The sequence below is a fragment of the Streptomyces pinistramenti genome (assembly GCF_020564935.1).
GTDB classification, from domain to species: Bacteria; Actinomycetota; Actinomycetes; order Streptomycetales; family Streptomycetaceae; genus Streptomyces; species Streptomyces pinistramenti.
The window spans coordinates 1-25,072 of the sequence record NZ_JAJCXB010000079.1 but is presented as its reverse complement, the minus strand read 5'-3'; the positions used below and the strand labels follow the sequence as shown (position 1 = coordinate 25,072).

General features: G+C 71.0%; 20 protein-coding genes. 7 read left to right on the top strand and 13 right to left on the bottom strand.

Annotated elements, in window-relative coordinates; all coding sequences use genetic code 11:
- Window positions 1-81 precede the first annotated feature (81 nt).
- Window positions 82-1,068, bottom strand: coding sequence for a GlxA family transcriptional regulator (locus LIU39_RS31970; protein ID WP_227050447.1), 987 nt, complete (start codon window positions 1,066-1,068; stop codon window positions 82-84).
- Between the two features lie 70 nt (window positions 1,069-1,138).
- Between LIU39_RS31970 and LIU39_RS31965 the strand changes: the two genes are divergently transcribed.
- Window positions 1,139-1,831, top strand: a complete 693-nt coding sequence (locus tag LIU39_RS31965; RefSeq protein ID WP_227050446.1) for an HD domain-containing protein — start codon at window positions 1,139-1,141, stop codon at window positions 1,829-1,831.
- A 53-nt stretch (window positions 1,832-1,884) separates the two neighbouring features.
- On the opposite strand, the gene mgrA is transcribed toward LIU39_RS31965, so the two are convergent.
- Window positions 1,885-2,922 (bottom strand): L-glyceraldehyde 3-phosphate reductase, encoded by a 1,038-nt coding sequence (gene mgrA, locus LIU39_RS31960; RefSeq protein ID WP_227050445.1) that lies wholly within the window; start codon window positions 2,920-2,922, stop codon window positions 1,885-1,887.
- Window positions 2,923-3,042: 120 nt separating this feature from the next.
- Between mgrA and LIU39_RS31955 the strand changes: the two genes are divergently transcribed.
- The 4 genes from LIU39_RS31955 (at window position 3,043) to LIU39_RS31940 (ending at window position 8,373) form a co-directional block, all read left to right on the top strand.
- A complete protein-coding gene (locus LIU39_RS31955; protein WP_227050444.1) occupies window positions 3,043-3,840 on the top strand; it encodes an isoprenyl transferase in 798 nt (265 codons plus the stop codon).
- 434 nt (window positions 3,841-4,274) lie between these two features.
- Window positions 4,275-5,612 (top strand): RNA 5'-3' helicase PhoH2, encoded by a 1,338-nt coding sequence (gene phoH2, locus LIU39_RS31950; RefSeq protein ID WP_227050443.1) that lies wholly within the window; start codon window positions 4,275-4,277, stop codon window positions 5,610-5,612.
- A 408-nt stretch (window positions 5,613-6,020) separates the two neighbouring features.
- Window positions 6,021-6,722 (top strand): aggregation-promoting factor C-terminal-like domain-containing protein, encoded by a 702-nt coding sequence (locus tag LIU39_RS31945; protein ID WP_227050442.1) that lies wholly within the window; start codon window positions 6,021-6,023, stop codon window positions 6,720-6,722.
- A 136-nt stretch (window positions 6,723-6,858) separates the two neighbouring features.
- On the top strand, window positions 6,859-8,373 hold the full coding sequence (locus LIU39_RS31940) for an AI-2E family transporter (protein ID WP_227050441.1): 1,515 nt from the start codon (window positions 6,859-6,861) through the stop codon (window positions 8,371-8,373).
- A gap of 133 nt (window positions 8,374-8,506) precedes the next feature.
- Here LIU39_RS31940 and LIU39_RS31935 read toward each other — a convergent pair whose 3' ends face one another.
- Both LIU39_RS31935 and LIU39_RS31930 read right to left on the bottom strand, forming a co-directional pair.
- Window positions 8,507-9,040 (bottom strand): alkyl hydroperoxide reductase, encoded by a 534-nt coding sequence (locus LIU39_RS31935; RefSeq protein WP_227050440.1) that lies wholly within the window; start codon window positions 9,038-9,040, stop codon window positions 8,507-8,509.
- 6 nt (window positions 9,041-9,046) lie between these two features.
- Window positions 9,047-9,601, bottom strand: a complete 555-nt coding sequence (locus LIU39_RS31930; RefSeq protein ID WP_227050439.1) for a peroxiredoxin — start codon at window positions 9,599-9,601, stop codon at window positions 9,047-9,049.
- A 134-nt stretch (window positions 9,602-9,735) separates the two neighbouring features.
- Here LIU39_RS31930 and LIU39_RS31925 point away from each other — a divergent pair, with 134 nt between their 5' ends.
- On the top strand, window positions 9,736-10,689 hold the full coding sequence (locus LIU39_RS31925) for a hydrogen peroxide-inducible genes activator (protein ID WP_372464125.1): 954 nt from the start codon (window positions 9,736-9,738) through the stop codon (window positions 10,687-10,689).
- Window positions 10,690-10,705: 16 nt separating this feature from the next.
- On the opposite strand, the gene LIU39_RS31920 is transcribed toward LIU39_RS31925, so the two are convergent.
- The 7 genes from LIU39_RS31920 to LIU39_RS31890 form a co-directional block, all read right to left on the bottom strand.
- Window positions 10,706-13,129, bottom strand: coding sequence for an FtsX-like permease family protein (locus tag LIU39_RS31920; protein ID WP_227050437.1), 2,424 nt, complete (start codon window positions 13,127-13,129; stop codon window positions 10,706-10,708).
- Window positions 13,126-13,815, bottom strand: a complete 690-nt coding sequence (locus LIU39_RS31915) for an ABC transporter ATP-binding protein (protein WP_227050436.1) — start codon at window positions 13,813-13,815, stop codon at window positions 13,126-13,128. Before LIU39_RS31915 ends, LIU39_RS31920 begins: the two co-directional genes overlap by 4 nt.
- Window positions 13,812-14,336, bottom strand: a complete 525-nt coding sequence (locus tag LIU39_RS31910; RefSeq protein ID WP_227050435.1) for a PadR family transcriptional regulator — start codon at window positions 14,334-14,336, stop codon at window positions 13,812-13,814. Before LIU39_RS31910 ends, LIU39_RS31915 begins: the two co-directional genes overlap by 4 nt.
- A 122-nt stretch (window positions 14,337-14,458) precedes the next feature.
- The gene (locus LIU39_RS31905; RefSeq protein ID WP_227050434.1) at window positions 14,459-16,876 is read right to left on the bottom strand and encodes an FtsX-like permease family protein; all 2,418 of its coding nucleotides are present in this window, start codon (window positions 16,874-16,876) and stop codon (window positions 14,459-14,461) included.
- Window positions 16,873-17,559: an ABC transporter ATP-binding protein gene (locus tag LIU39_RS31900; protein ID WP_227050433.1), complete on the bottom strand. Its 687-nt coding sequence runs from the start codon at window positions 17,557-17,559 to the stop codon at window positions 16,873-16,875. The genes LIU39_RS31905 and LIU39_RS31900 overlap by 4 nt, the downstream gene beginning before the upstream one ends.
- 147 nt (window positions 17,560-17,706) lie before the next feature.
- Window positions 17,707-17,982, bottom strand: a complete 276-nt coding sequence (locus tag LIU39_RS31895; RefSeq protein ID WP_227050432.1) for a type II toxin-antitoxin system antitoxin — start codon at window positions 17,980-17,982, stop codon at window positions 17,707-17,709.
- The gene (locus tag LIU39_RS31890; RefSeq protein WP_227050431.1) at window positions 17,979-18,950 is read right to left on the bottom strand and encodes an SPFH domain-containing protein; all 972 of its coding nucleotides are present in this window, start codon (window positions 18,948-18,950) and stop codon (window positions 17,979-17,981) included. Before LIU39_RS31890 ends, LIU39_RS31895 begins: the two co-directional genes overlap by 4 nt.
- A 286-nt stretch (window positions 18,951-19,236) precedes the next feature.
- Between LIU39_RS31890 and LIU39_RS31885 the strand changes: the two genes are divergently transcribed.
- The gene (locus tag LIU39_RS31885; protein ID WP_227050430.1) at window positions 19,237-21,528 is read left to right on the top strand and encodes a transglycosylase domain-containing protein; all 2,292 of its coding nucleotides are present in this window, start codon (window positions 19,237-19,239) and stop codon (window positions 21,526-21,528) included.
- A 76-nt stretch (window positions 21,529-21,604) separates the two neighbouring features.
- On the opposite strand, the gene LIU39_RS31880 is transcribed toward LIU39_RS31885, so the two are convergent.
- Window positions 21,605-23,068, bottom strand: coding sequence for a catalase (locus LIU39_RS31880; RefSeq protein ID WP_227050429.1), 1,464 nt, complete (start codon window positions 23,066-23,068; stop codon window positions 21,605-21,607).
- A gap of 185 nt (window positions 23,069-23,253) precedes the next feature.
- Window positions 23,254-25,072, bottom strand: a 1,819-nt coding sequence (locus LIU39_RS31875) for an ATP-binding SpoIIE family protein phosphatase (protein ID WP_227050428.1), incomplete at its 5' end; no start/stop codon positions are given.

Here is a 25,072-nt window from a genome sequence, read left to right as displayed (position 1 = left end):
ACAAAAAGCGGGCCGGTCCGTATCCCCCCCACGGACCGGCCCGCTTTTTGTTGTCCGGACGCGGCCGCCGTACGGCGCGGGTCAGTTCTCCGGCGCGGTGAAGGCCGTGCGGTAGGCGCTCGGCGAGGTGCCGAGCAGCCGGCGGAAGTGCAGCCGGAGGTTGGACGGGCTGCCCAGACCGCACTCATCGGCGACCCGGTCGATGCTCAGATCGCTGTGTTCCAGCAGCTCACGGGCCCGGTTCAGGCGCGCGGCCAGCAGCCACCGGAGCGGAGTGACGCCGGTCTCCGTGACGAACCTGCGGGCGAAGGTACGCGGCGACACCCGGGCGTGCCCGGCCAGCAGCGCCACCGACAAGGGCTCCCGCAGCCGGTCCAGCGCCCAGCTGCGGGTCGCGGCCAGCGAGGCGCCGTCGGACTCCGGCGGCAGCGGGTGCTGCACGTACTGGGCCTGGCCGCCCTCGCGGTGCGGCGCGGCCACCAGGCTGCGCGCCACCCGGTTGGCCGTCTTCACGCCCACGTCCCGGCGTACGAGGTGCAGGCACAGGTCGATACCGGCGGCCACCCCGGCCGACGTGAGGACCTGCCCCTCGTCGACGTACAGCACGCCGGGATCCACCCGTACCCGCGGATAGCGGGCGGCCAGCTCGTCGGCGTTCTGCCAGTGGGTGGTCGCCGTGCGGCCGTCCAGTACGCCGGCCGCGGCCAGGGCGAACGCGCCGGTGCAGATCGAGACCAGCCGCGCGCCCCTGGCGTACGCGGCGGCCAGCGCGTCCAGCACCGCGGGCTGTGGCGCGCGCAGGTGCGGTGCGAAGCCCGGGACCACGACCGTGTCCGCCCGGCGCACCGCCTCAAGCCCGGCCCCGACGGTGACGCTGAACCCGGCGGTGGTGGGCACAGGTCCCGGCGCCGCGCCGCAGAGGGTGAGGCGGTACGGCGTCGGCTCCTCGCGCGGCGCGAGGATCTGCGCCGGGATGCCGAGATCCAGCGGCAGCACGGACGCCAGCACCAGGACCGCCACGTCGTGCGGCGGCAGGGCGGCGGGTGCGGGGGAGGGGCGGTCGGACATGGCAGGATCCTCTCGCAACCTGGCGTTACTGCCACTGTAGTTGCGTCGCCGCCGGGTCGAGCATGGAGCCATGACTCCAGGAGAGACCCAGGTCACCGTCGGTCTGAAGGCCGTCACCGCGCCGCCGGAGCTGATCCCCGCGCTGCCGGAAGGACCGCTCGCCCGCCGCGCGCTCCACCTCGTCATCCGCGAGGAATCCGCCGCCATCGCCCACCACAGCATCCGCAGCGCCCTCTTCGCGCGGCTGCTCGCCGACCACCGCGGCGCAGAACCGGGCCGCGACTACGATCCGGAGCTGCTCTTCCTCGCCTGCGTGCTGCACGACATCGGCCTCACCGAGCGGGGCAACGGACGGCAGCGCTTCGAGGTCGACGGGGCGGACGCCGCCGCGGCCTTCCTCGCCGAGCAGAACCTGCCGGCCGGGCAGGTCGATGCGGTGTGGGAGGCCATCGCGCTGCACACATCGCCGGGCATCGCCGAACGCCGGGGCACACTGTGCGCCCTCGTCCGGGCGGGTGTGGGGATGGACTTCGGCCGTGCCGCCGACTTCGTCAGCGACGCGACGGGCGCCGCGATCCACGCGGCCTACCCGCGGCTTTCGATGACCACCTCGCTGGTCGACGAGATCGTCGCGCAGGCCGCGGCCCGCCCGGAGAAGGCCCCGCGCTACTCCCTCGCCGGCGAGCTGCTGCGCGAGCGCACCACCCCGCCGTACCGCGCCGCCTTGGAGGAGCGGACGGCGGCGGCACGGTGGGGCAACTGACCGCGCGGGCGGGGCGCCGGGCCCGGCACCCCGCCCGTGGGCACCAGGGTCCGTCAGCCCCGGCGCGCCCAGATGTTCACGCCGTCCGTCGTCTCGGCGAACTCGTCGATCTCGGCCAGCTCGGTCTCGGTCAGCACCGGGGCGCCCAGCGCCGCGATGTTCGCCTCCAGCTGCGCGACGCTGCTGGCGCCGATCAGGGCCGACGTCATCCGCGCGTCGCGGAGCACCCAGCCGAGCGCCAGCTGGGCCAGCGACTGGCCGCGGCGGGCGGCGATGTCGTTCAGGCCGCGCAGCCGCCTGACGACCTCGTCGGAGAGGAGGTTCGGGTCGAGCGACTTGCCCTGCGCGGCGCGCGAGCCCTCCGGGATGCCGTGCAGGTACTTGTCCGTCAGCAGACCCTGCGCCAGCGGTGCGAACGAAATGCAGCCCATGCCCTCGGATTCGAGGGTGTCCAGCAGGCCGTCGTCCTCGGTCCAGCGGTTGATCATCGAGTAGGACGGCTGGTGGATCAGCGCCGGGACGCCCAGCCCGCGCAGGATCCGGGCCGCCTCACGGGTCTGCTCGGCGTTGTACGAGGAGACGCCCGCGTACAGGGCCTTGCCCTGCTGGACGGCGGACGCGAGGGCGCCCATCGTCTCCTCCAGCGGGGTTTCCGGGTCGAAGCGGTGCGAGTAGAAAATATCGACGTAATCGACACCCATCCGCTTCAGTGACGCATCCAATGACGAGAGGAGATATTTCCGCGATCCCCATTCTCCGTAGGGGCCGGGGTGCATCAGATATCCGGCTTTGGTCGAGAGAATCATCTCGTCGCGGTAGGGCCGGAAGTCCTGCGCGAAGATCTTTCCGAAGTTCAGCTCGGCGGAGCCGGGTGGCGGGCCGTAGTTGTTGGCCAGATCGAAGTGCGTGACGCCCAGGTCGAAGGCCCTTCGCAGGATCGCGCGCTGGGACGTCAGGGTGCGGTCATCGCCGAAGTTGTGCCAGAGTCCAAGAGAGATGGCCGGAAGTTTGAGGCCACTGCGGCCGGTACGCCGGTACTCCATGGAGTCATAGCGTGATTCCGCGGCGCAGTAAGGAGAGGAACCAGTCATGGTCATCTCCTTATCACGGACTTGTGACATACCTGATTGGGCTGTCGAGACGCCGAGAAGTAAAGTTGCCGACTCAGGCGACGGGGCGACCGCCATGGGCACGGAGGGGCTGGACCACACATGCTGCGATCTTCCGGGGTGCGCATCCCGTATCCGCCTGCACTGCGGAATCTGGTGTACCGGCTGTACGCGCGCCGGGTGGAGGGCCGCCTGGACCACACCCAGGTGCCCAAGCACATCGGCGTGATCCTCGACGGCAACCGCCGCTGGGCGCGGGCCGACGGCCGGACGACGGAACAGGGACACCAGGCGGGCGCCGCCAAGATCAGCGAACTGCTCGGGTGGTGCGAGGAGACCGACGTCGAGGTCGTCACCCTCTGGCTGCTGTCGACGGACAACCTCGACCGGCCCGAGAAGGAACTGACCCCGCTGCTGGGCATCATCGAGAACACCGTGCGCGATCTGGCGGTCGGCGGCCGCTGGCGGGTGCACCACGTCGGCAACCGCGACCTGCTGCCCGCCGACACCCAGCAGGTGCTCAAGAAGGCCGAGCAGGACACCGTCGACAACACCGGCGTCCTGGTGAACGTCGCCGTCGGCTACGGCGGCCGGCAGGAGATCGCCGACGCGGTCCGCTCCCTGCTGCTCGAACACGCCGAACGCGGCACGTCGTTCGAGGAACTCGCCGAGATCGTCGACATCGACCTGATCTCCGAGCACCTCTACACCCGCGGCCAGCCCGACCCGGACCTGGTGATCCGCACCAGCGGCGAACAGCGCCTCTCCGGCTTCATGCTCTGGCAGAGCGCCCACTCCGAGTACTACTTCTGCGAGGTCTTCTGGCCGGCGTTCCGGAAGGTCGACTTCCTGCGTGCGCTGCGCGACTACGCCGCCAGACACCGGCGTTACGGCTTCTAGCGCCGCTCCACCGCTCGTGACGGCCGGGCACATCCCCACCAGGATGTGCCCGGCCGTCGGTGTTCCGGCAGGAAGGCCACCTCCCGGCCCGCCGGGGCGCAGTGGGCCGGCGCATCCCGGCGGGGCGCGCCCCCGGCGTGAGCACGCGTAACCCAAGGTTCATCGCGTGTGCGTCATATGCCGTGGCATGGGCGTGCGCGTTCGCGGGAATATCCCTTCCAGGTCGGCGTCCGGAATCAGACACGGGCGCCGTATCTCAGCGGACGGCATGGGGTCGTCCGCCCGGGAGGCCCTTTGCACATCACGGACGCTCGTGCCCAGCGCACGGCCGACGCGGAGGGCCGGTCATCGGCCCGTGCAACGTGGCCGGATGCCGGTCCTGTCCCCCGCGACGCCGTCGCACCCCGACCTCATCCGAGGGGGTTCGTCCACCCGTGGTGAACAGCAAGAAGCGCCGTGAGAACGGCCGGCGCACTTATGTCCTCGACACCAGCGTCCTGCTGGCGGATCCAGGCGCCATGTCCCGCTTCGACGAGCACGAAGTCGTGCTGCCGGTCGTCGTGGTCACGGAGTTGGAGGCCAAGAGGCACCATCCAGAGCTGGGTTACTTCGCGCGGCAGGCGCTCCGACTGCTGGACGAATACCGCGTGCAGTTCGGGAGGCTGGATGCGCCCCTTCCCATCGGGGATCTGGGCGGCACGCTCCGGGTCGAGCTGAACCACTCCGATCCCGCCATCCTGCCCGCCGCCTTCCTCAACGAGCACAGCCGGCTCGGCGACAACGACTCGCGGATCCTGGCGGTGGCGCGCAACCTCCAGGCCGAGGGCTACGACGTCACCGTCGTCTCCAAAGACCTGCCGATGCGCATCAAGGCGTCGTCCGTCGGTCTGCTGGCCGAGGAGTACCGCGCCGAACTGGCGGTCACCGACTCCGGCTGGACGGGGATGGCCGAACTGACCGTCACCGCCGAGCACGTCGACGACCTGTTCGCCGACGAGGTCGCGCCGGTACCGGAGGCCGCCGAACTTCCGGTGCACACCGGGCTCGTGCTGCAGTCCGAACGGGGCAAGGCGCTCGGCCGGGTCACTCCGGAGGGCGCGGTCCGGCTGGTGCGCGGCGACCGGGAGGCGTTCGGGATCCACGGCCGCAGCGCCGAGCAGCGGATCGCCCTGGATCTGCTGCTCGACCCGGACGTCGGCATCGTCTCGATGGGCGGCAGGGCCGGCACCGGCAAGTCGGCGCTGGCGCTGTGCGCGGGTCTGGAGGCGGTGCTCGAACGGCAGCAGCACCGCAAGGTGATGGTGTTCCGGCCGCTCTACGCCGTCGGCGGGCAGGAGCTGGGCTATCTGCCGGGCAGCGAGGCGGAGAAGATGAGCCCCTGGGCTCAGGCGGTCTTCGACACGCTGTCCGCGGTGACGAGCAAGGACGTCATCGAAGAGGTGGTGGGGCGCGGCATGTTGGAGGTGCTGCCGCTCACCCACATCCGCGGGCGGTCGCTGCACGACGCGTTCGTCATCGTGGACGAGGCCCAGTCCCTCGAACGGAACGTCCTGCTGACCGTTCTGTCCCGTATTGGGGCCAACTCCCGTGTCGTGTTGACGCATGACGTCGCGCAGCGCGACAACCTGCGGGTCGGGCGGCACGACGGTGTGGTGGCGGTGGTCGAGAAACTGAAGGGGCATCCGCTCTTCGCGCACGTCACGCTGACCCGCTCGGAGCGGTCGCCGATCGCCGCGCTGGTGACCGAAATGCTGGAGGACGGCAGGATCTGACCGGTTGTGAACCGCGGCGCCGCCCGGCGAAGCCAAGGAGCTTAGCCGGGCGGCGTTCCCGTGCGCGGGAATAACCGAAATTACTTGGGGGTAAACGAGGTGTGAGCTTTCACACCCGGTGGAGAATTGATTCCCGGCGTCTCGTTCGGGCAGAGTCTGGGTCCTGTCAGGCCCCGCATACGGCACAACCAGCATCCCCAGAGGTGCGGAACACCCCGAACTTCATAGCGAATCGCCGTATGCCGCCCGAGCACCACGCGGACCCCGAGGGGTACGTACCGGGCCCGTGCCTCCCGTGACCAGTCGTCCCCTATCGCTCAACAGGGGGCGGAACAAGGGGAGGCCAGCGTCAGGGGCACGATTGCGTCCGCGAGGTCACCTATGCGGGCGATGCTGGAAGGAAAACGTGTGAGCCGGATCTCGGTCCGGGGATTCGCCGTGGCCTCCGCCACCGCGGTCACCACCGTCGGCGCCGTAGTCGGCGTCGCCGCAGGCAACGAGCCGGGCTCGGTCACCAACACCGAGGCCACCGCTGCCGATGCGACGATCGCAGACATCCCCGCGGGCCAGCAGGCCCAGGTGCAGACGGCCTCCCTGACGCAGCAGGCGGACGACCAGTCCACCCAGGCCGATGCGGCAGCCCTCAAGTCCGCGCAGGAGTCGGCACGCAAGGCAGCCGCACAAACCGCGCAGGAGAAGAAGGACGCCGCCGACGAGGCGAAGGCAAAGGCGGACGCAGACGCGCGTAAGAAGAAGGAGCTGGCCGCCAATCGCTCCGCAGCGCGTGACGCCAGCGACTTCGTAGCCAAGGCGTCCTACACGATCGCCGAGACACAGGCCCTCGCCCACCAGATGATCCCGGGCGAGCAGTTCCAGTGCTTCAGCAACATCGTGAGCCACGAGTCCGGCTGGAACTACCAGGCCACCAACGCCTCGTCGGGCGCCTACGGTCTGGTCCAGGCGCTCCCCGGCTCCAAGATGTCCTCCGCGGGATCCGACTGGCAGACCAACCCGGCCACCCAGATCAAGTGGGGCCTGAACTACATGAACAGCCGCTACGGCAGCCCCTGTGGCGCCTGGCAGTTCTGGCAGGCCAACAGCTGGTACTAGGCCACACCGCCGGCTTCCGGCAGCACCACCGTGCAACCGAGACCCCCGATCGCGTCAGCGTCGGGGGTCTCGTGCGTCCTTCGCAGGTAACGTCGTCCCGTCAGATGTGGGGGACGGGAGGGGAAGAGGAAGCAACATGTCCAGATTGCCTCAGTGGGTCGGTGGCCTCGGCGCCGGTCTGACGCGGCTCTCGCAGCGGCTGGAGGACCAGCGCCGCCGCGCGGAGTCCGCGGCGGCGGCCGACGACCCCGAGGAGCTGCGGCATGCCGTGAGCCCTCAAGTCCCGGACGGCGTGGACGGCGTGGAGGGTGCGGGTGGCCTGGCGGCCGGTGGGCCGTCCGGCGGGGGAGGCCCGTCCGGGACGCTGACCGGCCCTCAGGAGGACGCCGGGTCTCCCCGGGAGGCGCGGCTGTCCGGCGCGTCCCCGGAGGGCGAGGACGCCGCCTCGGCGCGTCCGCCGGAGTCGGTGCCCGCGCCGCCCGCGTACGCGCCCGCGGTGTCCGCCCGGCCCGATCCGGTCGCCGCCGTGCCGTGGGGCGTACGGGTCGCCGCCGAGGCCGGCTGGCGGCTGCTGGTGCTGGCCGGCACGCTCTGGGTGCTGGCCAAGGTCATCACCACCATCGAACTGGTCGTGCTGGCCTTCGTCGCCGCCCTGCTGATCACCGCGCTGCTCCAGCCGACGGTGGCCTGGCTGCGCCGCCGCGGGCTGCCGCGCGGGTTCGCCACGGCGCTGACCTTCATCGGCGGCTTCGTCATCATGGGCCTGGTCGGCTGGTTCGTGGTGTGGCAGGTGCAGGACAATATCGACTCGGTCTCCAGCCGCATCCTGGAGGGCATCACCGAGCTGAAGGGCTGGCTGCTCAAGAGCCCGTTCCATGTGACCGAGGCGCAGATCAACAACGTCGCCAAGAACCTCCAGGACGCGGTCGGTGCCAACACCGAAGCGATCACCTCCGCGGGGCTCGAAGGTGTCACCGTCGTGCTGGAAGTCCTCACCGGCATTCTGCTGGCGATGTTCACCACGCTCTTCCTGCTGTACGACGGCCGCCGGATCTGGACGTGGCTGCTCAAGCTGGTTCCCGGCGCGGCCCGCGAGGGTGTCGCGGGCGCGGGGCCGCGCGCCTGGCGCACGCTGACCGCCTATGTGCGCGGCACGGTCCTGGTCGCGCTGATCGACGCGATCTTCATCGGCATCGGGCTGTACTTCCTCAACGTGCCGCTGGCCGTTCCGCTTGCCGTGTTCATCTTCCTGTTCGCCTTCATCCCGCTGATCGGTGCGGTGGTGTCGGGCGCGCTCGCGTGCGTCGTCGCGCTGGTCACGCAGGGCGTGTTCACGGCGCTGATGGTGCTTGCCGTGGTGCTGGCCGTGCAGCAGATCGAGGGGCACATTCTGCAGCCGTTCATTCTCGGGCGTGCGGTGCGGGTGCATCCTCTGGCGGTGATTCTGTCCGTCGCGGCGGGCGGGCTGATCGCGGGGATCGGGGGGGCGGTGGTCGCGGTGCCGCTGGTCGCCGTCACCAATACCGTTGTCGGGTATCTCCGTTCGTACTCGCAGGAGCAGGCGGTACGGATGGCGCCGCAGCCTCGGGGGGCTACGGCGGTGGGGGTGGCGTCTGCGGCGTCTCGGCCGGGGGCGGCTGGGGAGGACTGACGGGCGGTGGGGGCGGGTTGCCGCAGGGCCCCGTCCCCTCGCCCCTCGGGGCGTCCGCCCCGTACGCGGGCAAAAGACCCGGGCCCCAAGGACAGTTGTCCATGGGGCCCGGGTCTTTTGCCTGACCTGCGGGTCAGTCCGTCAGTGCTGCCTCGGCGTCCAGGGTGGCGCCCACGGCCTGCAGGACGGCCGCGATCTTGACGGCTTCCTGGATGGTCTCGCGGTCCACGCCGGCCTTGCGGAGCACCTGCTCGTGCGAGTCGAGGCACATACCGCAGCCGTTGATGGCGGAGACGGCCAGCGACCACAGCTCGAAGTCGACCTTGTCCACGCCGGGGTTGCCGATGACGTTCATCCGCAGACCGGCACGCATCGTTCCGTACTCCGGGTCGGAGAGGAGGTGGCGCGTGCGGTAGAAGACGTTGTTCATCGCCATGATGGCGGCGGCCGACTTGGCGGCGGTGTACGCCTCGGCGGAGAGGTGGGTCTTCGCCTCGGGCTCCAGCTCGCGCAGCACCTTCGGCGAGCGCGAGGCAATCGCGCAGGCCAGGACGGTGCCCCACAGCTGCTGCTTCGGCAGGTCGCTGTTGCCGATGACCGAGCCGAGGTTCAGCTTCAGGTCCTTGGCGAAGTCCGGTACGGCGGACTTCAGTTCGTCGAGTGCCATCTCAGGTCACTCGCCCGACAGAAGCGCGACCGGGTCGAGGGTCTCGTCGCCCTTGGACCAGTTGCAGGGGCACAGCTCGTCGGTCTGCAGGGCGTCGAGCACCCGCAGGACCTCCTTGGGGTTACGGCCGACGGAGCCAGCGGTCACCATGGTGAACTGGATCTCGTTGTTCTGGTCGACGATGAAGACGGCGCGCTGCGCGAAGCCGTCCTCGCCCTCGATGCCCAGGGCGCGCATGAGCTCGTGCTTCGAGTCGGCGAGCATCGGGAAGGGCAGGTCGGTCAGGTCCGGGTGGTCCTTGCGCCAGGCGTGGTGCACGAACTCGGAGTCGCCGGAGAAGCCGAGGACCTGGGCGTCACGGTCGGCGAACTCGTCGTTCAGCTTGCCGAAGGCGGCGATCTCGGTCGGGCACACGAAGGTGAAGTCCTTCGGCCACGCGAAGACGATCTTCCACTTGCCCTCGTAGGTCTTGTGGTTGATCTGCTCGAATTCCTTACCGGACTCAAGCGAGACGCAGGCGGTCAGGTCGAACTCGGGGAACTTGTCACCGACAGTGAGCACGCGCTCTCCTTGCAACCGGGAAGTCCCTTTTGGGGGCTTTCCTTGGGGGTTGGACGGATCCCACAGTGCCACAGGTGGCATTGATCAGGGAAATAGCTAGAGTGGTTGATGTTGATCGGAGGTGGTTATCAGTGGTGACGCCGGCGAATGGCGGCGGGCGGCCCCGGCAGCCCAGCCTGGCGCAGCTGCGGGCCTTTGCCGCGGTGGCCGAGTCCCTGCACTTCCGGGAGGCGGCGGCCGAGATCGGGATGAGCCAGCCCGCTCTGTCCGGAGCGGTCTCGGCGCTGGAGGAGACGCTCGGGGTGCAGCTCCTGGAGCGTACGACGCGCAAGGTGCTGCTCTCGCCGGCGGGGGAGCGGGTGGCGGCGCGGGCCAGGGTGGTACTGGAGGCGGTCGGCGATCTGATGGAGGAGGCGGAGGCGGCGCGCGCGCCGTTCACCGGCGCCCTGCGGCTCGGCGTCATTCCGACCGTCGCGCCCTATCTGCTGCCGACCGTGCTGCGGCTGGTGCACGGCAGCTATCCGGACCTCGACCTCCAGGTGCACGAGGAGCAGACCGCCTCGCTGCTGGACGGGCTCGCGCACGGGCGCCTTGACCTGCTGCTGCTCGCGGTGCCGCTCGGCGTGCCGCAGGTCACCGAAATCCCGCTGTTCGACGAGGACTTCGTCCTGGTGGCGCCCAAGGACCACTGGCTGGGCGGCCGCGGCGACATCCCGCGCCAGGCGCTGCGGGAACTGGACCTGCTGCTGCTCGACGAGGGGCACTGCCTGCGGGACCAGGCGCTGGACATCTGCCGGGAGGCAGGCCGGGAGGAGGGCGCGCCGGTGACCACCAGCGCGGCGGGTCTGTCGACGCTGGTGCAGCTGGTGGCCGGCGGGCTCGGGGTGACGCTGCTGCCGCGGACCGCGCTGCGGGTGGAGACCGGGCGCAACGACGAGCTGACGACCGGGTACTTCGCGGATCCGGCGCCCAGTCGCCGGGTCGCGCTGGCGATGCGCAGCGGGACGGCCCGGCAGCGCGAGTTCGAGGAGTTCGCGGATGCGTTGCGGGTGGCGCTGCGGGGGCTGCCGGTGCGGATGGCGAAGTAGCGGGCCGACTGCCGGCTCACTCCGTGCGGAGGCCGTCGGGGCGCATCATGCGCCACAGCGGCGGCAGGCTCAGGGCCGTCACGAAGAGGATCACGCCGGCGCCGATGCCTGCCATGCCGGCCACCACCGGCCAGTCCACCGTCACGCCGTTGTCGATGATCGACAGCAGCAGCGCGCCCAGCGTCAGGCCGCAGCCGAGCGCGAGCGCCAGGCCGAGCGTGACGGGCACCGCGGTCTGCCACAGGATCGACCAGCCCAGGCTGGCCCTGCGGGTGCCGAACGCGTGCAGCGACGACAGCATCCGGCGGCGCTCGTGGAGCTGCTCGACGGTCGTGATGATCAGGCCGGCGCCGATCAGCAGCAGGGTGACCACGGCGCCCGCGAACAGGCCGTTGCGGACGCTGGAAAGCTGCTGGTCGTGCGGGTTGTCGACGGTGGAGGACTCGTAGAGCGCCGGGGCGATGTGCGCCGTGGTGTTGCGGATGTGCTCGATGGCGTCCGGCAGGTTCCGGTCGTAGTCGACGGTCAGTTCCATGTCGCTGCTGTTGAGCCGGCCGATGTCGAGGGCGGACGGCGTGGCCAGCAGGTCGAAGGAGTAGTGGTTGGGGCCGACGCCGGGGGAGAGGAGGTGGGTGGGCCGGGTGTTGTGAGGGATCTGCCAGGGGTGGGGCTCTGGCGGGTCGTCCTCGATCAGCCGGGGGTTGAGGTCGATGGTCGCGCCGGGCCTGATGACGTCCTTGTCGCGCTGGTCGGTGAGGAACACGTCACCGGATCCGCAGGACGGCAGGGCGGCCAGCTTGCGCAGTTCGGCACAGTTGCCGACGGCGATCGTCATGTAGCCGGTGTCGTCCGCCGGGTGCCCGGGGACCGGGACCTGGCCGATGTTCGCGGTGAGGGCGCCGCGGGCCGACTTCACTCCCGGGGTGGCGCGCAGTGCGGCGAGGGCCTGCTCGGTCTGCCGCCAGCTGTCGGTGTGCCCCCAGTAGGCGAGGTCCGGGCGCTCCTTGCTGGACTGCGCGTACGCCTCGGTGTACCCGGCCTGCATACCGGTGAACAGCATGTGGATGGCGATGGCGCCGGCCACCGCGACGGTGATGCCGGTGACCGCGCGGGTGGCCGAGCCGCTGCTCAACTGGAGCCTTCGCACCGCCAGTTGCCAGGGCACCGGGCCGCCGTGCAGCCGGCTCACCACGGTGTCGACGAGCCAGGGCAGCAGCGCGGTGACGCCGAACAGCAGCAGCATCGAGCCGACGGCCAGCCGGACGGTGTTGAACGGGCTGTCGGTCCACTGCTGCTCCCGGGCCAACGGGAGCAGCAGCGCCGCGCCGAGGACCGGCAGCAGCACCCGCCACCACAGCCTGCGGCGCACGGCCGGGCGGTTGCGGACCACCCCCAGCGGCTCGACCGTCACGCCGCGCTGCGCGAACAGCGTCACCAGCACCGACGCGGCCGGCACCAGGACGGCGATCAGCGTGGCGGGCAGCGGTCCCGGGCTGATGTCGGCAGGGAAGACGTTGATGTCCCACAGTGTGATCAGCGCGGCGAGCTGCCGGAGACCGAGGAACAGCAGGGCACCGGCGGCCAGCCCCAGCAGCGAGCCGAACAGTGACTCGCCGGACGCGATACGGCGGGTGGTGGCGACGTCGGAGCCGACCAGCCGGAGTGCCGCAAGACGTCGCTCCCGCTGCTCGTTGCCGACGCGTACGGAGGTGCCGATGAAGACCATCACCGGCGTCAGCAGCGCCACGCACGTCATGATCACGAGGAGGACGGCCGGCGGCCGCATCGGCGGCGGATCCCAGGCCTTGCCGAAGTGGTCGATGCGGTAGCCGCTGGGCTCGTGCAGGGTCGCGCTGCCCGCGACGTAGGTGAGTTCGGCGGGGCCGCTGAGGCCCGCGTCGCCGATGATGCCGGTGACCCGGTAGTCCAGCCGTTCGCGCAGCAGCGCGCCGTCGGGGGAGTCCAGCAGTTTTTTCAGCGCGGGCGAGACCAGCATCCGGCCGGGGCCCGGGAGTTGTGACATGCCGGGCGGTACGGGCGGATGCGCGCCGTCGGGGCGGACCAGCCGGCCGCGGATCGCCTGCCCGTGGAAGACGGTGTCGGACGAGGCGTAGAGGACGGTGGTGTCGCCGCGCGGCGGTTCGTGCCGCTGCCCGAGGTTCTCCCGGGCCTTCTCGCGGCCGTGCCAGGCGTCCATCAGGGTCGGCACCGAGGCGCCGATGAGCAGGACGGCCACACCCAGCGCCACGGCAATCGCGGTCAGGGCCGTACGGATCCAGCCCTCGCGGCCGCCGCCCGCCGCGAAGCGCATACCCATGACGAGGTCGTCGGCCCAGGCGCGGGGACGGCTGCGCGGGCGGGCGGGCGCGGGGTGCTGCGGGGCGGTTCCGGGGTCCGTGCGGGATGTGCGCCGGTCCGCGAGGGAACGGAGCGGGCTCACTGCAAGCCCGCCAGCATGTCCTTCACCTTGCCGTCGCGGACGACGATCTCGCGGTCGGAGTAGGCGGCGACGCGGGCTTCGTGGGTGACGAGGACGACGGCGGCGCTGGTGTCCCGCGCGGCGTCGGTGAGCAGGGTCATCACGCGTTCGCCGTTGAGGGAGTCGAGGGCGCCGGTGGGTTCGTCGGCGAAGAGGACGCGGGGGCGGGTGGCGAGTGCGCGGGCGACGGCGACGCGCTGGCCCTGGCCGCCGGAGACTTCGCCGGGCCGCTGGCCGCGGATGTCCTCGACCTCAAGGCGCTCCAGCCAGTCGCGGGCCTGGCGCTCGGCCTCCTTGCGCCGCACGCCGTTCAGCCGCAGCGGCAGCGCGACGTTCTCCACGCAGGTCAGTTCGGGGACGAGCTGGCCGAACTGGAAGACGAAGCCGAAGTCGGTACGGCGCAGGGCGCTGCGCTCGGTGTCGTTCATGCCGGTCAGCTCGCGGTCGCCGTAGCGGACCGTGCCGCTGTCCGGGCGGACGATGCCGGCGAGTACGTGCAGCAGCGTCGACTTGCCGGAGCCGGACGGACCCAGCACGGCGACGACCTCGCCCGGGTGGACGGAGAAATCGGCGCCGTCCAGGGCCGGGGTCGCGCCGTATGCCTTGTGCAGTCCGTCGGCCGCGAGCAGGGAGCCTTCCGGGGTCATCCGCGCACCGTTTCCGCGAGGCGGTCGAGTCGCGCCGCGGTCAGTTCCAGCCAGCGCAGGTCGGCTTCCAGGTGAAACAGCGCGTGGTCGCAGATCAGCTGGTCGGCGAGGTCGCCCTTGCGCTTGCGCTCGGTCAGGCCACGCATCAGCCGCAGGTGCTCGGCCCGCTGGGTGTCGAGGAGTTCGGCGGCGTTGCGCTCGGTCATCAGGGCCAGCACGACCTTGGTGTAGAGCGTGGACTGGAGGTAGGGCTCGGGCTTTTCGGGCCGGCTGAGCCACTGGGCGACGTCGGTGACGCCGGCGTCGGTGATGGCATACCGCTTGCGTTCGGGGCCCGCCCCGGCCTCCACGCCGTCCACCTCGACCAAGCCGTTCTTCAGCAGCCGGGACATGGTCGAGTAGACCTGCCCGTAGTGCAGCGGACGATCCTGTCCGAAGTGCTCGTCGAAGGCCCGCTTGAGGTCGTAGCCGTGGCGGGGACCGGACTCCAGGAGGCCCAGCAGCGTATGACCGATTGACATGCCGACCACCTTACGTCGTGGGTGTATCCGTGGTGTATACGCCCGTTGTATACCTGCCCGGTGCGGGGCCGGAAATGCCCGGTGCGGGGTCCGGCGTGACCGGGCCCCGCACCGGGGGAGTGCTACTCGGAGCGCAGCCCGTCGGGCCGCATCATCCGCCACAGCGGCGGCAGGCTGAGCAGCGTGACCAGCAGGACGAGCCCGGCGCCCGCCAGCGGCAGCGGCCAGATCGCCGACCAGTCGAAGGTGCTCTTGCCCGCCATCCGCAGCAGGCCGCCGCCGAGCGCGACGCCGCCGGCCACCGCGAGCACGAGCCCCAGGAGGACGGGGACCGCGGTCTGCCACAGGACGGACCAGGCGAGGGTGGCCCTGCGGGTGCCGAAGGCGACCAGGACCGACAGCAGCCGGCGGCGCTCGCGCAGCTGCTCCAGGGTGGAGACCAGCATGCTGGCAGCGATCAGCGCCATGGTGACCGTGGAACCGACCAGCAGACCCGTGCGGATGCTCGTGAACTGCTGGTCACGGGTGGTGTGGTGCAGCGTGATGATCTGCATCAGCGGGTCGAGGCGCGCCGCGGTGTTGCGTATGTGCTCGGCGGCGTCGGGCACCGACGGGTCGACCTTGAGCATGGCCCGTGCCGTGGGCTCGTGGAACCGGCTGGTGTCCACCGCGCCGGGGGTGGCGAAGATGCCGAAGGCGAGGCTGCCGGACGGGTCCATGCGGGCACGGACCTTACGGGTCTCCTTGGGGATGGTCCACAGCCGCGGCTTGCCGACGGGCTTGCCGCTCTGCGGGTCGGCGTGGAACAGCACCGAGGCGCCGGGCCGTGCGGTCTCCAGGATGTAGTCGTCGTCGGCGGTGCCGGTGTGGTCGGTGACGATGAAGGTGTCGCCGTCCTTGCACGGGCCGGTGTGCAGCAGTTCTTGCAGCGAGGCGCAGTCGCCGACGGTGAGCGTGGTGCTCGGCGCGAACTCCTCGCCCTTGCGCAGCGGTCCCGGCCGGGTGACGGACGCCTCGATCACCCCGATGGTGCTGCGGACGCCCCGGGTGTCCCGGAATTCCTTGAGCATCTTGCGGATGGTGGACATGTCGTGCGACGGCAGCGTCGCGCTCATCTGCGCCCGGCGGCTGTCCTGCCCCGTGTGCGAGGTGAAGTCGCTCTGGACGGCCGAGAAGAACAGCTGGAGGGCGATGGCTCCGGCCACCGCGACAGTGATGCCGCCGACCGCGCGGGCCGCGGTGCCGCTGCTGAGCTGGAGCCTGCGGGTGGCCAGCTGCCAGGGCACAGGGCCGCCCTTGAACCGGGCCACGACCGCCTCGACGGTCCACGGCAGCAGCAGCGTGATCCCGGACAGCACCAGCACCGCACCGCCCGCGACGACGGTCGGGTTCACCTGGGCGTCGCCCTCGTCCACCCGGTTGCTGAGCAGCAGCATCGCCAGGCCGATCAGCGGCACCGGGATGCGCCACCACAGCCGGCGGCGCCGGGCCGTGGCGTGCCGGACGACACCCAGCGGCTCGATCGTGACGCCGCGCAGCGCGACCAGGGTGACCGCGACGGCGGCCGCCGGGACCGCGAGGGCGATCAGCACGGTCAGCGCCGGGCTCGGGGTCATGTCGGAGGGGAAGGCATTGATGTCCCACAGGGTGACCAGGCCGGTGAACTGCCGTCCGACCAGGAACAGCAGACCGCCCAGCAGCAGGCCGCACAGCGAGCCGAACAGCGCCTCGCCCGCGGCCGTCCTGCGGGTCATGTGGACATCGGCGCCGATCAGCCGCAGGGCCGCGAGCCGCCGGTCGCGGAGTTCGCCGCCGAAGCGGACCGCGGTGGCGATGAAGAGGGCGACCGGCATCAGGAGCACCACGCACGCCAGGATGATCAGCACCACCAGAATCGCGCTCGGCGTTGCCTCCCCGACGTCGATCCCGAACGAGCCGATGCGGTGGCCGCCCTGCTCCGTCTCCGTGGTGAGGGTGGCGCTGCCCGCGTAGTACGTCAGCTCGTTCGGCCCGACGAGGCCGGTATCCGCGATCGTGCCGGTGATCCGGTAGGGCAGCCGCTCGCGCAGCAGCGCGCCGTCGGGCGAGGCCAGCAGGTCCTTCAGCGCGGGCGAGACCACCATCTCGCCGGGACGGGGCAGCGCGGTCACCCCGGGCGGGGCGGGGGCGTCGGGGCCGTCGGGGCGTACCAGGGTGCCGGTGATCCGGGTGCCGCGGAACTCGCTGTCGGCCTCGGCGGCCACCAGGGAGGACGACGACTGCTTGACGGGCATGTCGGCCGCGATCTGGCGGGCCTGGCCGCGTACGTCCCGGCCCTGCAGCAGCTGGGGAACGGACGCGGCGCCCAGCAGCAGCACCACGCCCAGGGCGACGCCGACGGCGGTGAGCAGCGTACGGATCCAGCCCTCGCGGCCGCCGCCGGCCGCGAAGCGGAGGCCCATGCCGAGGTCGCGGGCCCAGGCGGCCAGGCCGGCGGGCGGGGCCGGGGTGCCGGAGGCGGCGGGGTGTGTGCCGCCGCGCCGTTCGTCGAGAAGGGTCATGCGGCGCCCACCGCTTCGCGTGCGATGCCGTCGCGGACGATGATCTCGCGGTCGGAGTGGGCGGCGACGCGGGCTTCGTGGGTGATGAGGACGACGGCGGCGCTGGTGTCCCGCGCGGCGTCGGTGAGCAGGGTCATCACGCGTTCGCCGTTGAGGGAGTCGAGGGCGCCGGTGGGTTCGTCGGCGAAGAGGACGCGGGGGCGGGTGGCGAGTGCGCGGGCGACGGCGACGCGCTGGCCCTGGCCGCCGGAGACTTCGCCGGGCCGCTGGCCGCGGATGTCCTCGACCTCAAGGCGCTCCAGCCAGTCGCGGGCCTGGCGCTCGGCCTCCTTGCGCCGCACGCCGTTCAGCCGCAGCGGCAGCGCGACGTTCTCCACGCAGGTCAGTTCGGGGACGAGCTGGCCGAACTGGAAGACGAAGCCGAAGTCGGTACGGCGCAGGGCGCTGCGCGCGGTGTCGTTCAGGGCGGTCAGCTCGCGGTCGCCGTAGCGGACCGTGCCGCTGTCCGGGCGGACGATGCCGGCGAGTACGTGCAGCAGCGTCGACTTGCCGGAGCCGGACGGGCCCATGACGGCCACGACCTCGCCCGCGTGGAGCGAGAAGTCGGCGCCGTCGAGCGCGGGGGTGGTGCCGTACACCTTGTGCAGCGCGACGGCTTCGAGCAGGGATCCGGCCGGGGTCATACGCGGGCCTCCGGGAGTGCGGGCAGGGGGCATCCGAGGGACATGCCGCGCACTCTACACGAGGTGTATACCTGCGATGTATAGACGGAGTGTTCAGTGGTGGGATGGGAGGGATGGGGGGTGAAGTCGGGGCGGCCCGGCGGGAGTTCAGCCGTCCGCGGGCGGTCCGGGCTCCTTGGGCGGGCGTCCGCGGCGGGCCGGGCCGCCCGCGTCGCGCGGCAGCCGGCCCGCGTCCGACAGCGCCCTGCGGAGCAGGAACTCGACCTGCGCGTTGGTGCTGCGCAGTTCGTCGCCCGCCCAGCGGGCGAGCGCGTCGTGGATCAGCGGGTCGAGCCGCAGCAGCACCTGCTTGCGCTGCTGCGGCCGCCGCGCGGGCTTCCGGTCGCCGTCGGCTCCGGACCCCTCGGGGGTGTCGGCGCTCACTGGTAGAGCGAGCCCGTGTTCAGGACCGGCTGCGCGGCACGGTCGCCGCACAGCACCACCATCAGATTGCCGACCATGGACGCCTTGCGCTCCTCGTCCAGTTCGACGATGCCCTGCTCGCTGATCCGGACCAGCGCCTGCTCGACCATGCCGACCGCGCCCTCGACGATCTGCTGACGGGCCGCCACGACCGCGCCCGCCTGCTGGCGCTGGAGCATCGCCGAGGCGATCTCGGGCGCGTAGGCGAGGTGGCTGAACCGGGACTCGATGATCCGGACGCCGGCGGCCTGCACCCGGGCGGTCAGTTCGACGGCGAGCTTCTCGGTGATCTCCTCGGCGTTGCCGCGCAGCGACAGGGCGTCCTCGTCGTGCGCGTCGTAGGGGTACTCGATCGCGATGTGCCGGACGGCCGCCTCGGTCTGGGTGGCGACGAACTCCAGGAAGTCGTCGACCTCGAAGAGCGCCTGGGCGGTGTCCTCGACCTTCCAGACGACGATCGAGGCCAGCTCGATCGGGTTGCCGTAGGCGTCGTTGACCTTCAGTACCGCGGTCTCGTGGTTGCGGACCCGGGTGGAGATCTTCCGTGCGCTGGTGAGCGGGTTGACCCAGCGCAGCCCGTCGGTGCGGATGGTCCCGACGTACCGGCCGAAGAGCTGGATGACGCGGGCCTCGCCCGGCGCGACCATCTTCACGCCGGTCATGCAGAAGAACGAGCCGACCAGCAGCAGGATGCCGACGATCACCATCGGCACGCCGGCCGCGTTGTTGCCGCCCGAGCTGAGCACGCCGCCGCCGATGATGAGCGCAATCCCGAGGAAGACGCCGAGCACGGTCAGCAGCAGGGCGACGCCGCCCGCGATGCTGTGCGCCGCCTTCTCGCGGACCTGCGGTTCGGGCATCTCGGGTGCGTCGGCGGCAGATTCTGCGGCCGGTCCTGTGGTGGTGCCGTCCGGTGTCCGGTCGGACATAGGGATCCCCCCGTTTCTCGTGGTGCCGGTCATCGCGGCGTTCATGGCGAATGAGTGCGATGGGCGGGCACGGTGAACGATCATGATTTCACTGGTCTAGCAAAGTGATATCACTTTACCGCATTGCCACTCTGGATGCGCAACCTCTGCGGGCCGGTTCCCCTCTTGACAGGTGCTGATTGTCACGTCGGGAAAAGCCTTGATCGATGAGCATTTGATGACAGATGCGGTGTTAGCTTCAACAGCTGAGTTAGCTGGGGGCGGAACGACTGGAGTTGCGGGAGCGATGGGCCGAGCGGACGTGAGGCGGGCGCAGCAGGGGAGTGCCCGCGGGGCCGGGAAGAAGCAGGAGAAGGGCCGCATACGCCGCCTCTTCACCTGGAAGAAGATGCTCGGCACGTTCTTCGGCGTGTGCCTGCTGGGCATCCTGGCGGTCGTCGGGCTGTACCTCTACGTGGACGTTCCCGCGGCGGGCAACGACATCGCCACCGCGCAGAGCAACGTCTACAAGTACGCCGACGGCAAGGTCCTGGCCCGCACCGGCAAGATCAACCGCGAGAGCGTGCCGCTGAGCCGGATACCCAAGGACGTGCAGCGCACCTTCGTCGCCGCTGAGAACAAGACGTTCTACGACGACTCCGGCGTCGACCTCAAGGGCACCCTGCGCGGCGTCTTCAGGACCCTGAGCGGTGAGGGCAAGCAGGGCGGCTCGACCATCACCCAGCAGTACGTCAAGAACTACTACCTCACGCAGGAACAGACGGTCTCCCGCAAGCTCCAGGAGATCGTCATCTCGCTCAAGGTGGACGCCAAGTTCTCCAAGGAGAAGATCCTCGCCGGCTACATCAACACCAGCTACTACGGCCGCGGCGCGTACGGCATCCAGGCCGCGGCCCAGGCGTACTACGGCGAGGACGTCGAGAAGCTGACCGTCTCGCAGGGCGCCTACCTCGCCTCGCTGCTCCAGGCGCCGAACCAGTACGACTGGGCGCGGGCGACCCCGACCGGCAAGAAGCTGGTCAAGCAGCGCTGGGCCTACACCCTCGACAACATGGTCGAGATGAAGTGGCTGTCCCAGGCGGACCGCGACAAGCAGAAGTTCGACGCACCGCGGCAGCCCAAGCCGGAGGCCGGCCTGACCGGGCGCACCGGCTATCTCGTCAAGGCCGCCAAGGACGAGCTGTTCGCCCACGGCGTCGACGAGAAGAAGTTCGAGCTGGCGGGCGGCTGGACGGTCACCCTCGGCATCGAGAAGGACAAGCAGCTGGCGCTGGAGAAGGCCGTCAAGGACAAGCTCACCGACGACCTCGACCCCAAGGCGCGCAAGGCCGACAGGGACGCCCAGCTCGGCGCCGCGTCCGTCGACCCCAAGACCGGCCGCATCGTGGCGATGTACGGCGGCGCGGGCTTCACCCAGCACTACATCAACAACGCGACGCGTGAGGACTACCAGCCGGCCTCCACCTTCAAGCCGCTGATCCTCGCCTCGGCGATGGAGAACCACTCCACCACCCAGGACGGCACCCCGATCACGCCCAACACGATCTACGACGGCAACAACCGCCGCCCGGTCGTCGGCAGCACCGGTGGCGCCTTCGCACCGCCCAACGAGGACCAGCGCAGCTACGGCAACATCACCGTCCAGCAGGCGATGAACAACTCCGTCAACTCGGTGTTCGCGCAGATGGGCGCCGATGTCGGGCTCGACAGCCTCAAGAAGACGGCGACCGGCCTGGGCATGAGCAGCAAGATGGACGTCCAGCCCGCCATGACACTGGGCAGCATGGGCGCGAGCCCGGTCCAGATGGCCGGCGTCTACGCCACCTTCGACAACCACGGCAAGAAGGTCACCCCGACCCTGGTGACCAAGGCCGAGCACGCCAGCGAGCCCGCCCCCGACCTGCCCGACCCCGTCGGCGACCAGATCCTCAGCCGGCAGACCGCCGACACCGTCACCTCCGTGCTGCGCGGCGTGGTCGACGACGGTACGGCCACCGCCGTGCGGGGCACCGACTACGAGGCCGCGGGCAAGACCGGTACGTCCGACGACAACAAGTCGGCCTGGTTCGTGGGCTATACGCCGAAGCTGGTCACCGCCGTCGGCATGTTCGGCGAGGCGGAGGGCGGCCGGCAGGTCACGCTGCACGGCACCGGCGGCGGTGGCCGCGTCAACGGTGGCGGCTACCCCGCCCAGGTATGGGCCGCCTACAACGCGGACGCGCTCGGCGAAGGCGCCAAGGCCACCTTCGACCTCGACACGGACCTGGGCGCCGGCGTGGCACCGCCCCCCACCCAGACCGCACCGGCGACCCCGACCCAGACCCCGTCCGGGTCGCCGACCCCCACGGGCACCCCGACCGGTTCGCCCTCGACCGACCCGACGCCGACCCGGACCCCGACGGACCCGACGCAGACCCCGACCGACCCGACGCCGACCACCACGGGCGGCGACACCGGATCACCGACCGGCGGCGAGGAGAACGGCGGCGCCAACGGGAACGGCGGCGCGAACGGCGCAGGCGGCAACAACGGCACCGGCGGCGGCAACGGACCCGGCGGCCTGAACGGCTTCGAGTGACCGGCGCGCACCCACCGCACACGGCCGCGGCCCCCACCTCGTAAGGAACGAGGCGGGGGCCGCGGCCGTGTGCGGGTCAGCCGCTGTTGACCCGCTTGGCGATCCGGTCGCCGACGTCCTTGTCGACGTTCCGCCAGTACTGGAAGGCGCGCTCCAGCACCGGCTTGCTCACGCCGTCGAGCAGATGCCCCGAGATGTTGTTCACCAGCCGCTCGCGGGCCGCGTCGTCCAGGACCGAGCGGACCATCGTGCCCGGCTGCCCCCAGTCGTCGTCCTCGCGGCGCAGCGTGTACGCCTCGCGCACCAGCTCGCCCGCGGTCCGCCAGCCCACCGGATCCCTGGACTGCTCCGGGGAAGCCGCCGGGCCGCCGTACGAGTTCGGCGCGTACGGCCGGGCCGCCCGCGACGGCTCGAACCGCATCGGGCCGTCCTTCGCGTACGAGTGGACCGGGATGTGCGGCCGGTTCGGCGGCAGCTGGGCGTAGTTCGGGCCGATCCGGTACCGGTGCGTGTCCGGGTACGAGAACAGCCGCCCCAGCAGCATCTTGTCCGGCGAAGGGCCGATGCCCGGCACGAGATTCGACGGCTCGAACGCCGCCTGCTCGATGTGGACGAAGAAGTCCTCCGGGTTCTTGTTGAGCGTCATCCGTCCGACCTCGATCAGCGGGTAGTCGCCGTGCGGCCACACCTTGGTCAGGTCGAACGGGTTGAACCGGTAGTCCGGGGCGTCATCGAACGGCATGACCTGCACGTACAGCGTCCAGGACGGCGCGTTGCCGCTCTCGATGGCGTCGAACAGATCCCGGCGGTGGACGTCGGCGTCCTCGCCGGCCAGCCGGTCCGCCTCCTCCTGGGTGAGGAAGTCGATGCCCTGGTCGGTCTTGAAGTGGTATTTGATCCAGAACTTCTCGCCGCCGCCGTTGACCCACATGTAGGTGTGCGAGCCGTAGCCGTTCATGTGCCGGTACGTCTTGGGGATGCCGCGGTCGCCCATCAGCCAGGTGACCATGTGGGCGGACTCCGGCGACAGTGTCCAGAAGTCCCACTGCATGTCGTGGTCGCGAAGACCGCTCTCCGGACGGCGCTTCTGCGAGCGGATGAAGTCCTGGAACTTGATCGTGTCACGGACGAAGAAGACCGGGGTGTTGTTGCCCACCAGGTCGTAATTGCCGTCCTGGGTATAGAACTTGAGGGCGAAGCCGCGCGGGTCGCGCCAGGTGTCGGGGGAGCCCTGCTCACCCGCGACGGTCGAGAAACGGGCCAGCATTTCGGTGCTCTTCCCCGGCTGGAAGAGATCGGCCTTGGTGAACTGGCTGACGTCGTTGGTGACCTCGAAGACGCCGTACGCGCCGCTGCCCTTGGCGTGCACCACCCGCTCGGGAACCCGTTCACGGTTGAACAGGGCCATCTTCTCGATGAGGTAGTGGTCGTGCAGCAGGATCGGGCCGTCGGCCCCGACGGACAGCGAGTGCTCGTCGCTGCCGATGGGGATGCCGGCATTGTTCGTCGTGCGCGGAACGTTCTGCGCTGAGCTGGTCATGGAGGAACGCCTCCCGGTCGACTGTGGTGGGGGTGTAATGGGGTAGTCAGTCCCTTTTGCCCACCCAAGCAGTCAACTCCGCCGACGGCATGTCGGCAACCCTGGACGGTGCCGCCGCCCCACCCGCCAGGCCCTCGCCCGATCTCGGACGAGGGCCTGGCAGGCAAGGGGGAACACCTACGGGTTCAGCGGCGCGCGGCCCCCGGCGGCATCGACAGCTCGAACCAGACGACCTTGCCCATGCTCAGCCGCGTCGCACCCCAGCGCCGCGCCATTCGGTTGACCAGATACAGGCCGCGCCCGCCCTCGTCCGACGGCCGCGCCTGCCGCAGCCGCGGCAGCTGCGGCACATCGTCGCCGACCTCGCACCGCAGCACGTCCGTCCGCAGCAGCCGCAGCGTCACCGGCCGCTCCGCATACCGCACCGCATTCGTCACGACCTCGCTGACCAGCAGCTCCAGCTGATCGGTCAGCTCCTCCAGACCCCAGCGCGCCAGCGCCCGACGGGCCAGCCGGCGCGCCTGCCCCGCCGTCTGCGCCTTCGGGTCCAGGTACCAGTACGCGACATCACTCGGCGCTATGCCGTCGAACCGGGCGGCAAGCAGCGCGATGTCGTCGTCGCGGTCGCCGGGGCCCAGCATGTCCAGCACCTCGTCGCACAGGGGCTCCAGCGGCGGCGGATTGGGGCCGGTCAGCCGGGCCGTCTCCGCCAGCCGCTCACGCAGCTGCTCGATGCCGGTCCAGACGTCCCGGATCCGCGACTCGACCAGGCCGTCGGTGTAGAGCACGAGGGTGGCGCCCGCCGGGGCGTCCAGCTCCACCGCCTCGAAATCCACCCCGCCGACACCGATCGGCGCGCCCGGCGGCACCCGCAGGACCTCCGCACGCCCACCGCGGTGCAGCATCACGGGCGGCGGATGCCCCGCGTTCGCGATGATGATCCGGTGCGCCACCGGGTCGTAGACCGCGTACAGGCACGTCGCCATCCGGTCCGAACCCAGCCGCTGCGCCTGCTCGTCGAGGTGGTGCAGCACCTCCTGCGGCGGCAGGTCCAGGCCCGCGAGGGTCTGCGCCGTCGTCCGCAGCTGGCCCATGATCGCGGCCGAGGTCATCGAGTGACCCATGACGTCGCCGACGACCAGCGCCACCCGGCTGCCCGGCAGCGGGATCGCGTCGTACCAGTCGCCGCCCACCCGCGCCGTCTCGGCGGCCGGCAGATAGCGGCTGGCCAGCCGTACGCCGGTCGGCTGCGGCAGCGAGTCCGGCAGCATCGTGCGCTGGAGCGCGTCCGCGATGTACGCCTCGCGGCCGTAGAGCACCGCCTTGTCCACACCCAGCGCGGTGTGCGTCGCCAGCTGCGCCGCCACCAGCAGATCGTCCGCCTCGAACGCCGGGCGGTCCGGGCGCCGCAGGAACACCGCGGCGCCGATCACCCGCCGGCGCCCGCGCAGCGGCGCCAGGATCACCCGCATCCCGCCGGGCAGCCGGGTGTCGGGGCCCAGCAGCTCGGGCAGCGCGGTCCGCGCCGCCTGCGCCTCGCCGAACAGCGGGCGCACCCCGCGCAGCACCTCCGCCAGCGGCCCGCCCGCCCGCACCTCGGCCAGCTCGGCCGCGCTGCCGCCCATCGCAGGACCCAGATCGGGCTGCGCGGGCAGCACCGGCAGCCGGGCGCCGTTGGTGTCCGGCTCCTCGGGGATCCGGTCGGTACGGCGCAGCCGCAGCACCACCGGCCCGGTCGGCCGCTCGTCGCCCACCGGCAGCGGATCCCGCAGGTAGACGAGGATCGCGTCGGCGAACGTCGGCACCGTCGCCCGGCACAGGCCGAGCACGATCTCGTCGAGGTCTATGCCGCGGGCGATCCGCCGGGTGGCCGCCCCGATGAACCGCAGGCGGTCCCCGCCCGCCTGCCGGGCCGCCGCGATCTCCCCGCTCTCGCCGGGATGTGCCGAGCGGGCCGGCGGGGGCACCGGCACGCCCGTGGGCCCCTGGACCGCCCGCGTCGGG

Excerpts from the sequence above, each read along its gene's own strand:
- LIU39_RS31970 (WP_227050447.1), bottom strand. The coding sequence starts at position 1,068 with ATGTCCGACCGCCCCTCCCCCGCACCCGCCGCCCTGCCGCCGCACGAC.
- LIU39_RS31965 (WP_227050446.1), top strand. The coding sequence starts at position 1,139 with ATGACTCCAGGAGAGACCCAGGTCACCGTCGGTCTGAAGGCCGTCACC.
- mgrA (WP_227050445.1), bottom strand. The coding sequence starts at position 2,922 with ATGACTGGTTCCTCTCCTTACTGCGCCGCGGAATCACGCTATGACTCC.
- LIU39_RS31955 (WP_227050444.1), top strand. The coding sequence starts at position 3,043 with ATGCTGCGATCTTCCGGGGTGCGCATCCCGTATCCGCCTGCACTGCGG.
- LIU39_RS31940 (WP_227050441.1), top strand. The coding sequence starts at position 6,859 with ATGTCCAGATTGCCTCAGTGGGTCGGTGGCCTCGGCGCCGGTCTGACG.
- LIU39_RS31935 (WP_227050440.1), bottom strand. The coding sequence starts at position 9,040 with ATGGCACTCGACGAACTGAAGTCCGCCGTACCGGACTTCGCCAAGGAC.
- LIU39_RS31915 (WP_227050436.1), bottom strand. The coding sequence starts at position 13,815 with ATGACCCCGGAAGGCTCCCTGCTCGCGGCCGACGGACTGCACAAGGCA.
- LIU39_RS31910 (WP_227050435.1), bottom strand. The coding sequence starts at position 14,336 with ATGTCAATCGGTCATACGCTGCTGGGCCTCCTGGAGTCCGGTCCCCGC.
- LIU39_RS31905 (WP_227050434.1), bottom strand. The coding sequence starts at position 16,876 with ATGACCCTTCTCGACGAACGGCGCGGCGGCACACACCCCGCCGCCTCC.
- LIU39_RS31900 (WP_227050433.1), bottom strand. The coding sequence starts at position 17,559 with ATGACCCCGGCCGGATCCCTGCTCGAAGCCGTCGCGCTGCACAAGGTG.
- LIU39_RS31890 (WP_227050431.1), bottom strand. The coding sequence starts at position 18,950 with ATGTCCGACCGGACACCGGACGGCACCACCACAGGACCGGCCGCAGAA.
- LIU39_RS31885 (WP_227050430.1), top strand. The coding sequence starts at position 19,237 with ATGGGCCGAGCGGACGTGAGGCGGGCGCAGCAGGGGAGTGCCCGCGGG.
- LIU39_RS31880 (WP_227050429.1), bottom strand. The coding sequence starts at position 23,068 with ATGACCAGCTCAGCGCAGAACGTTCCGCGCACGACGAACAATGCCGGC.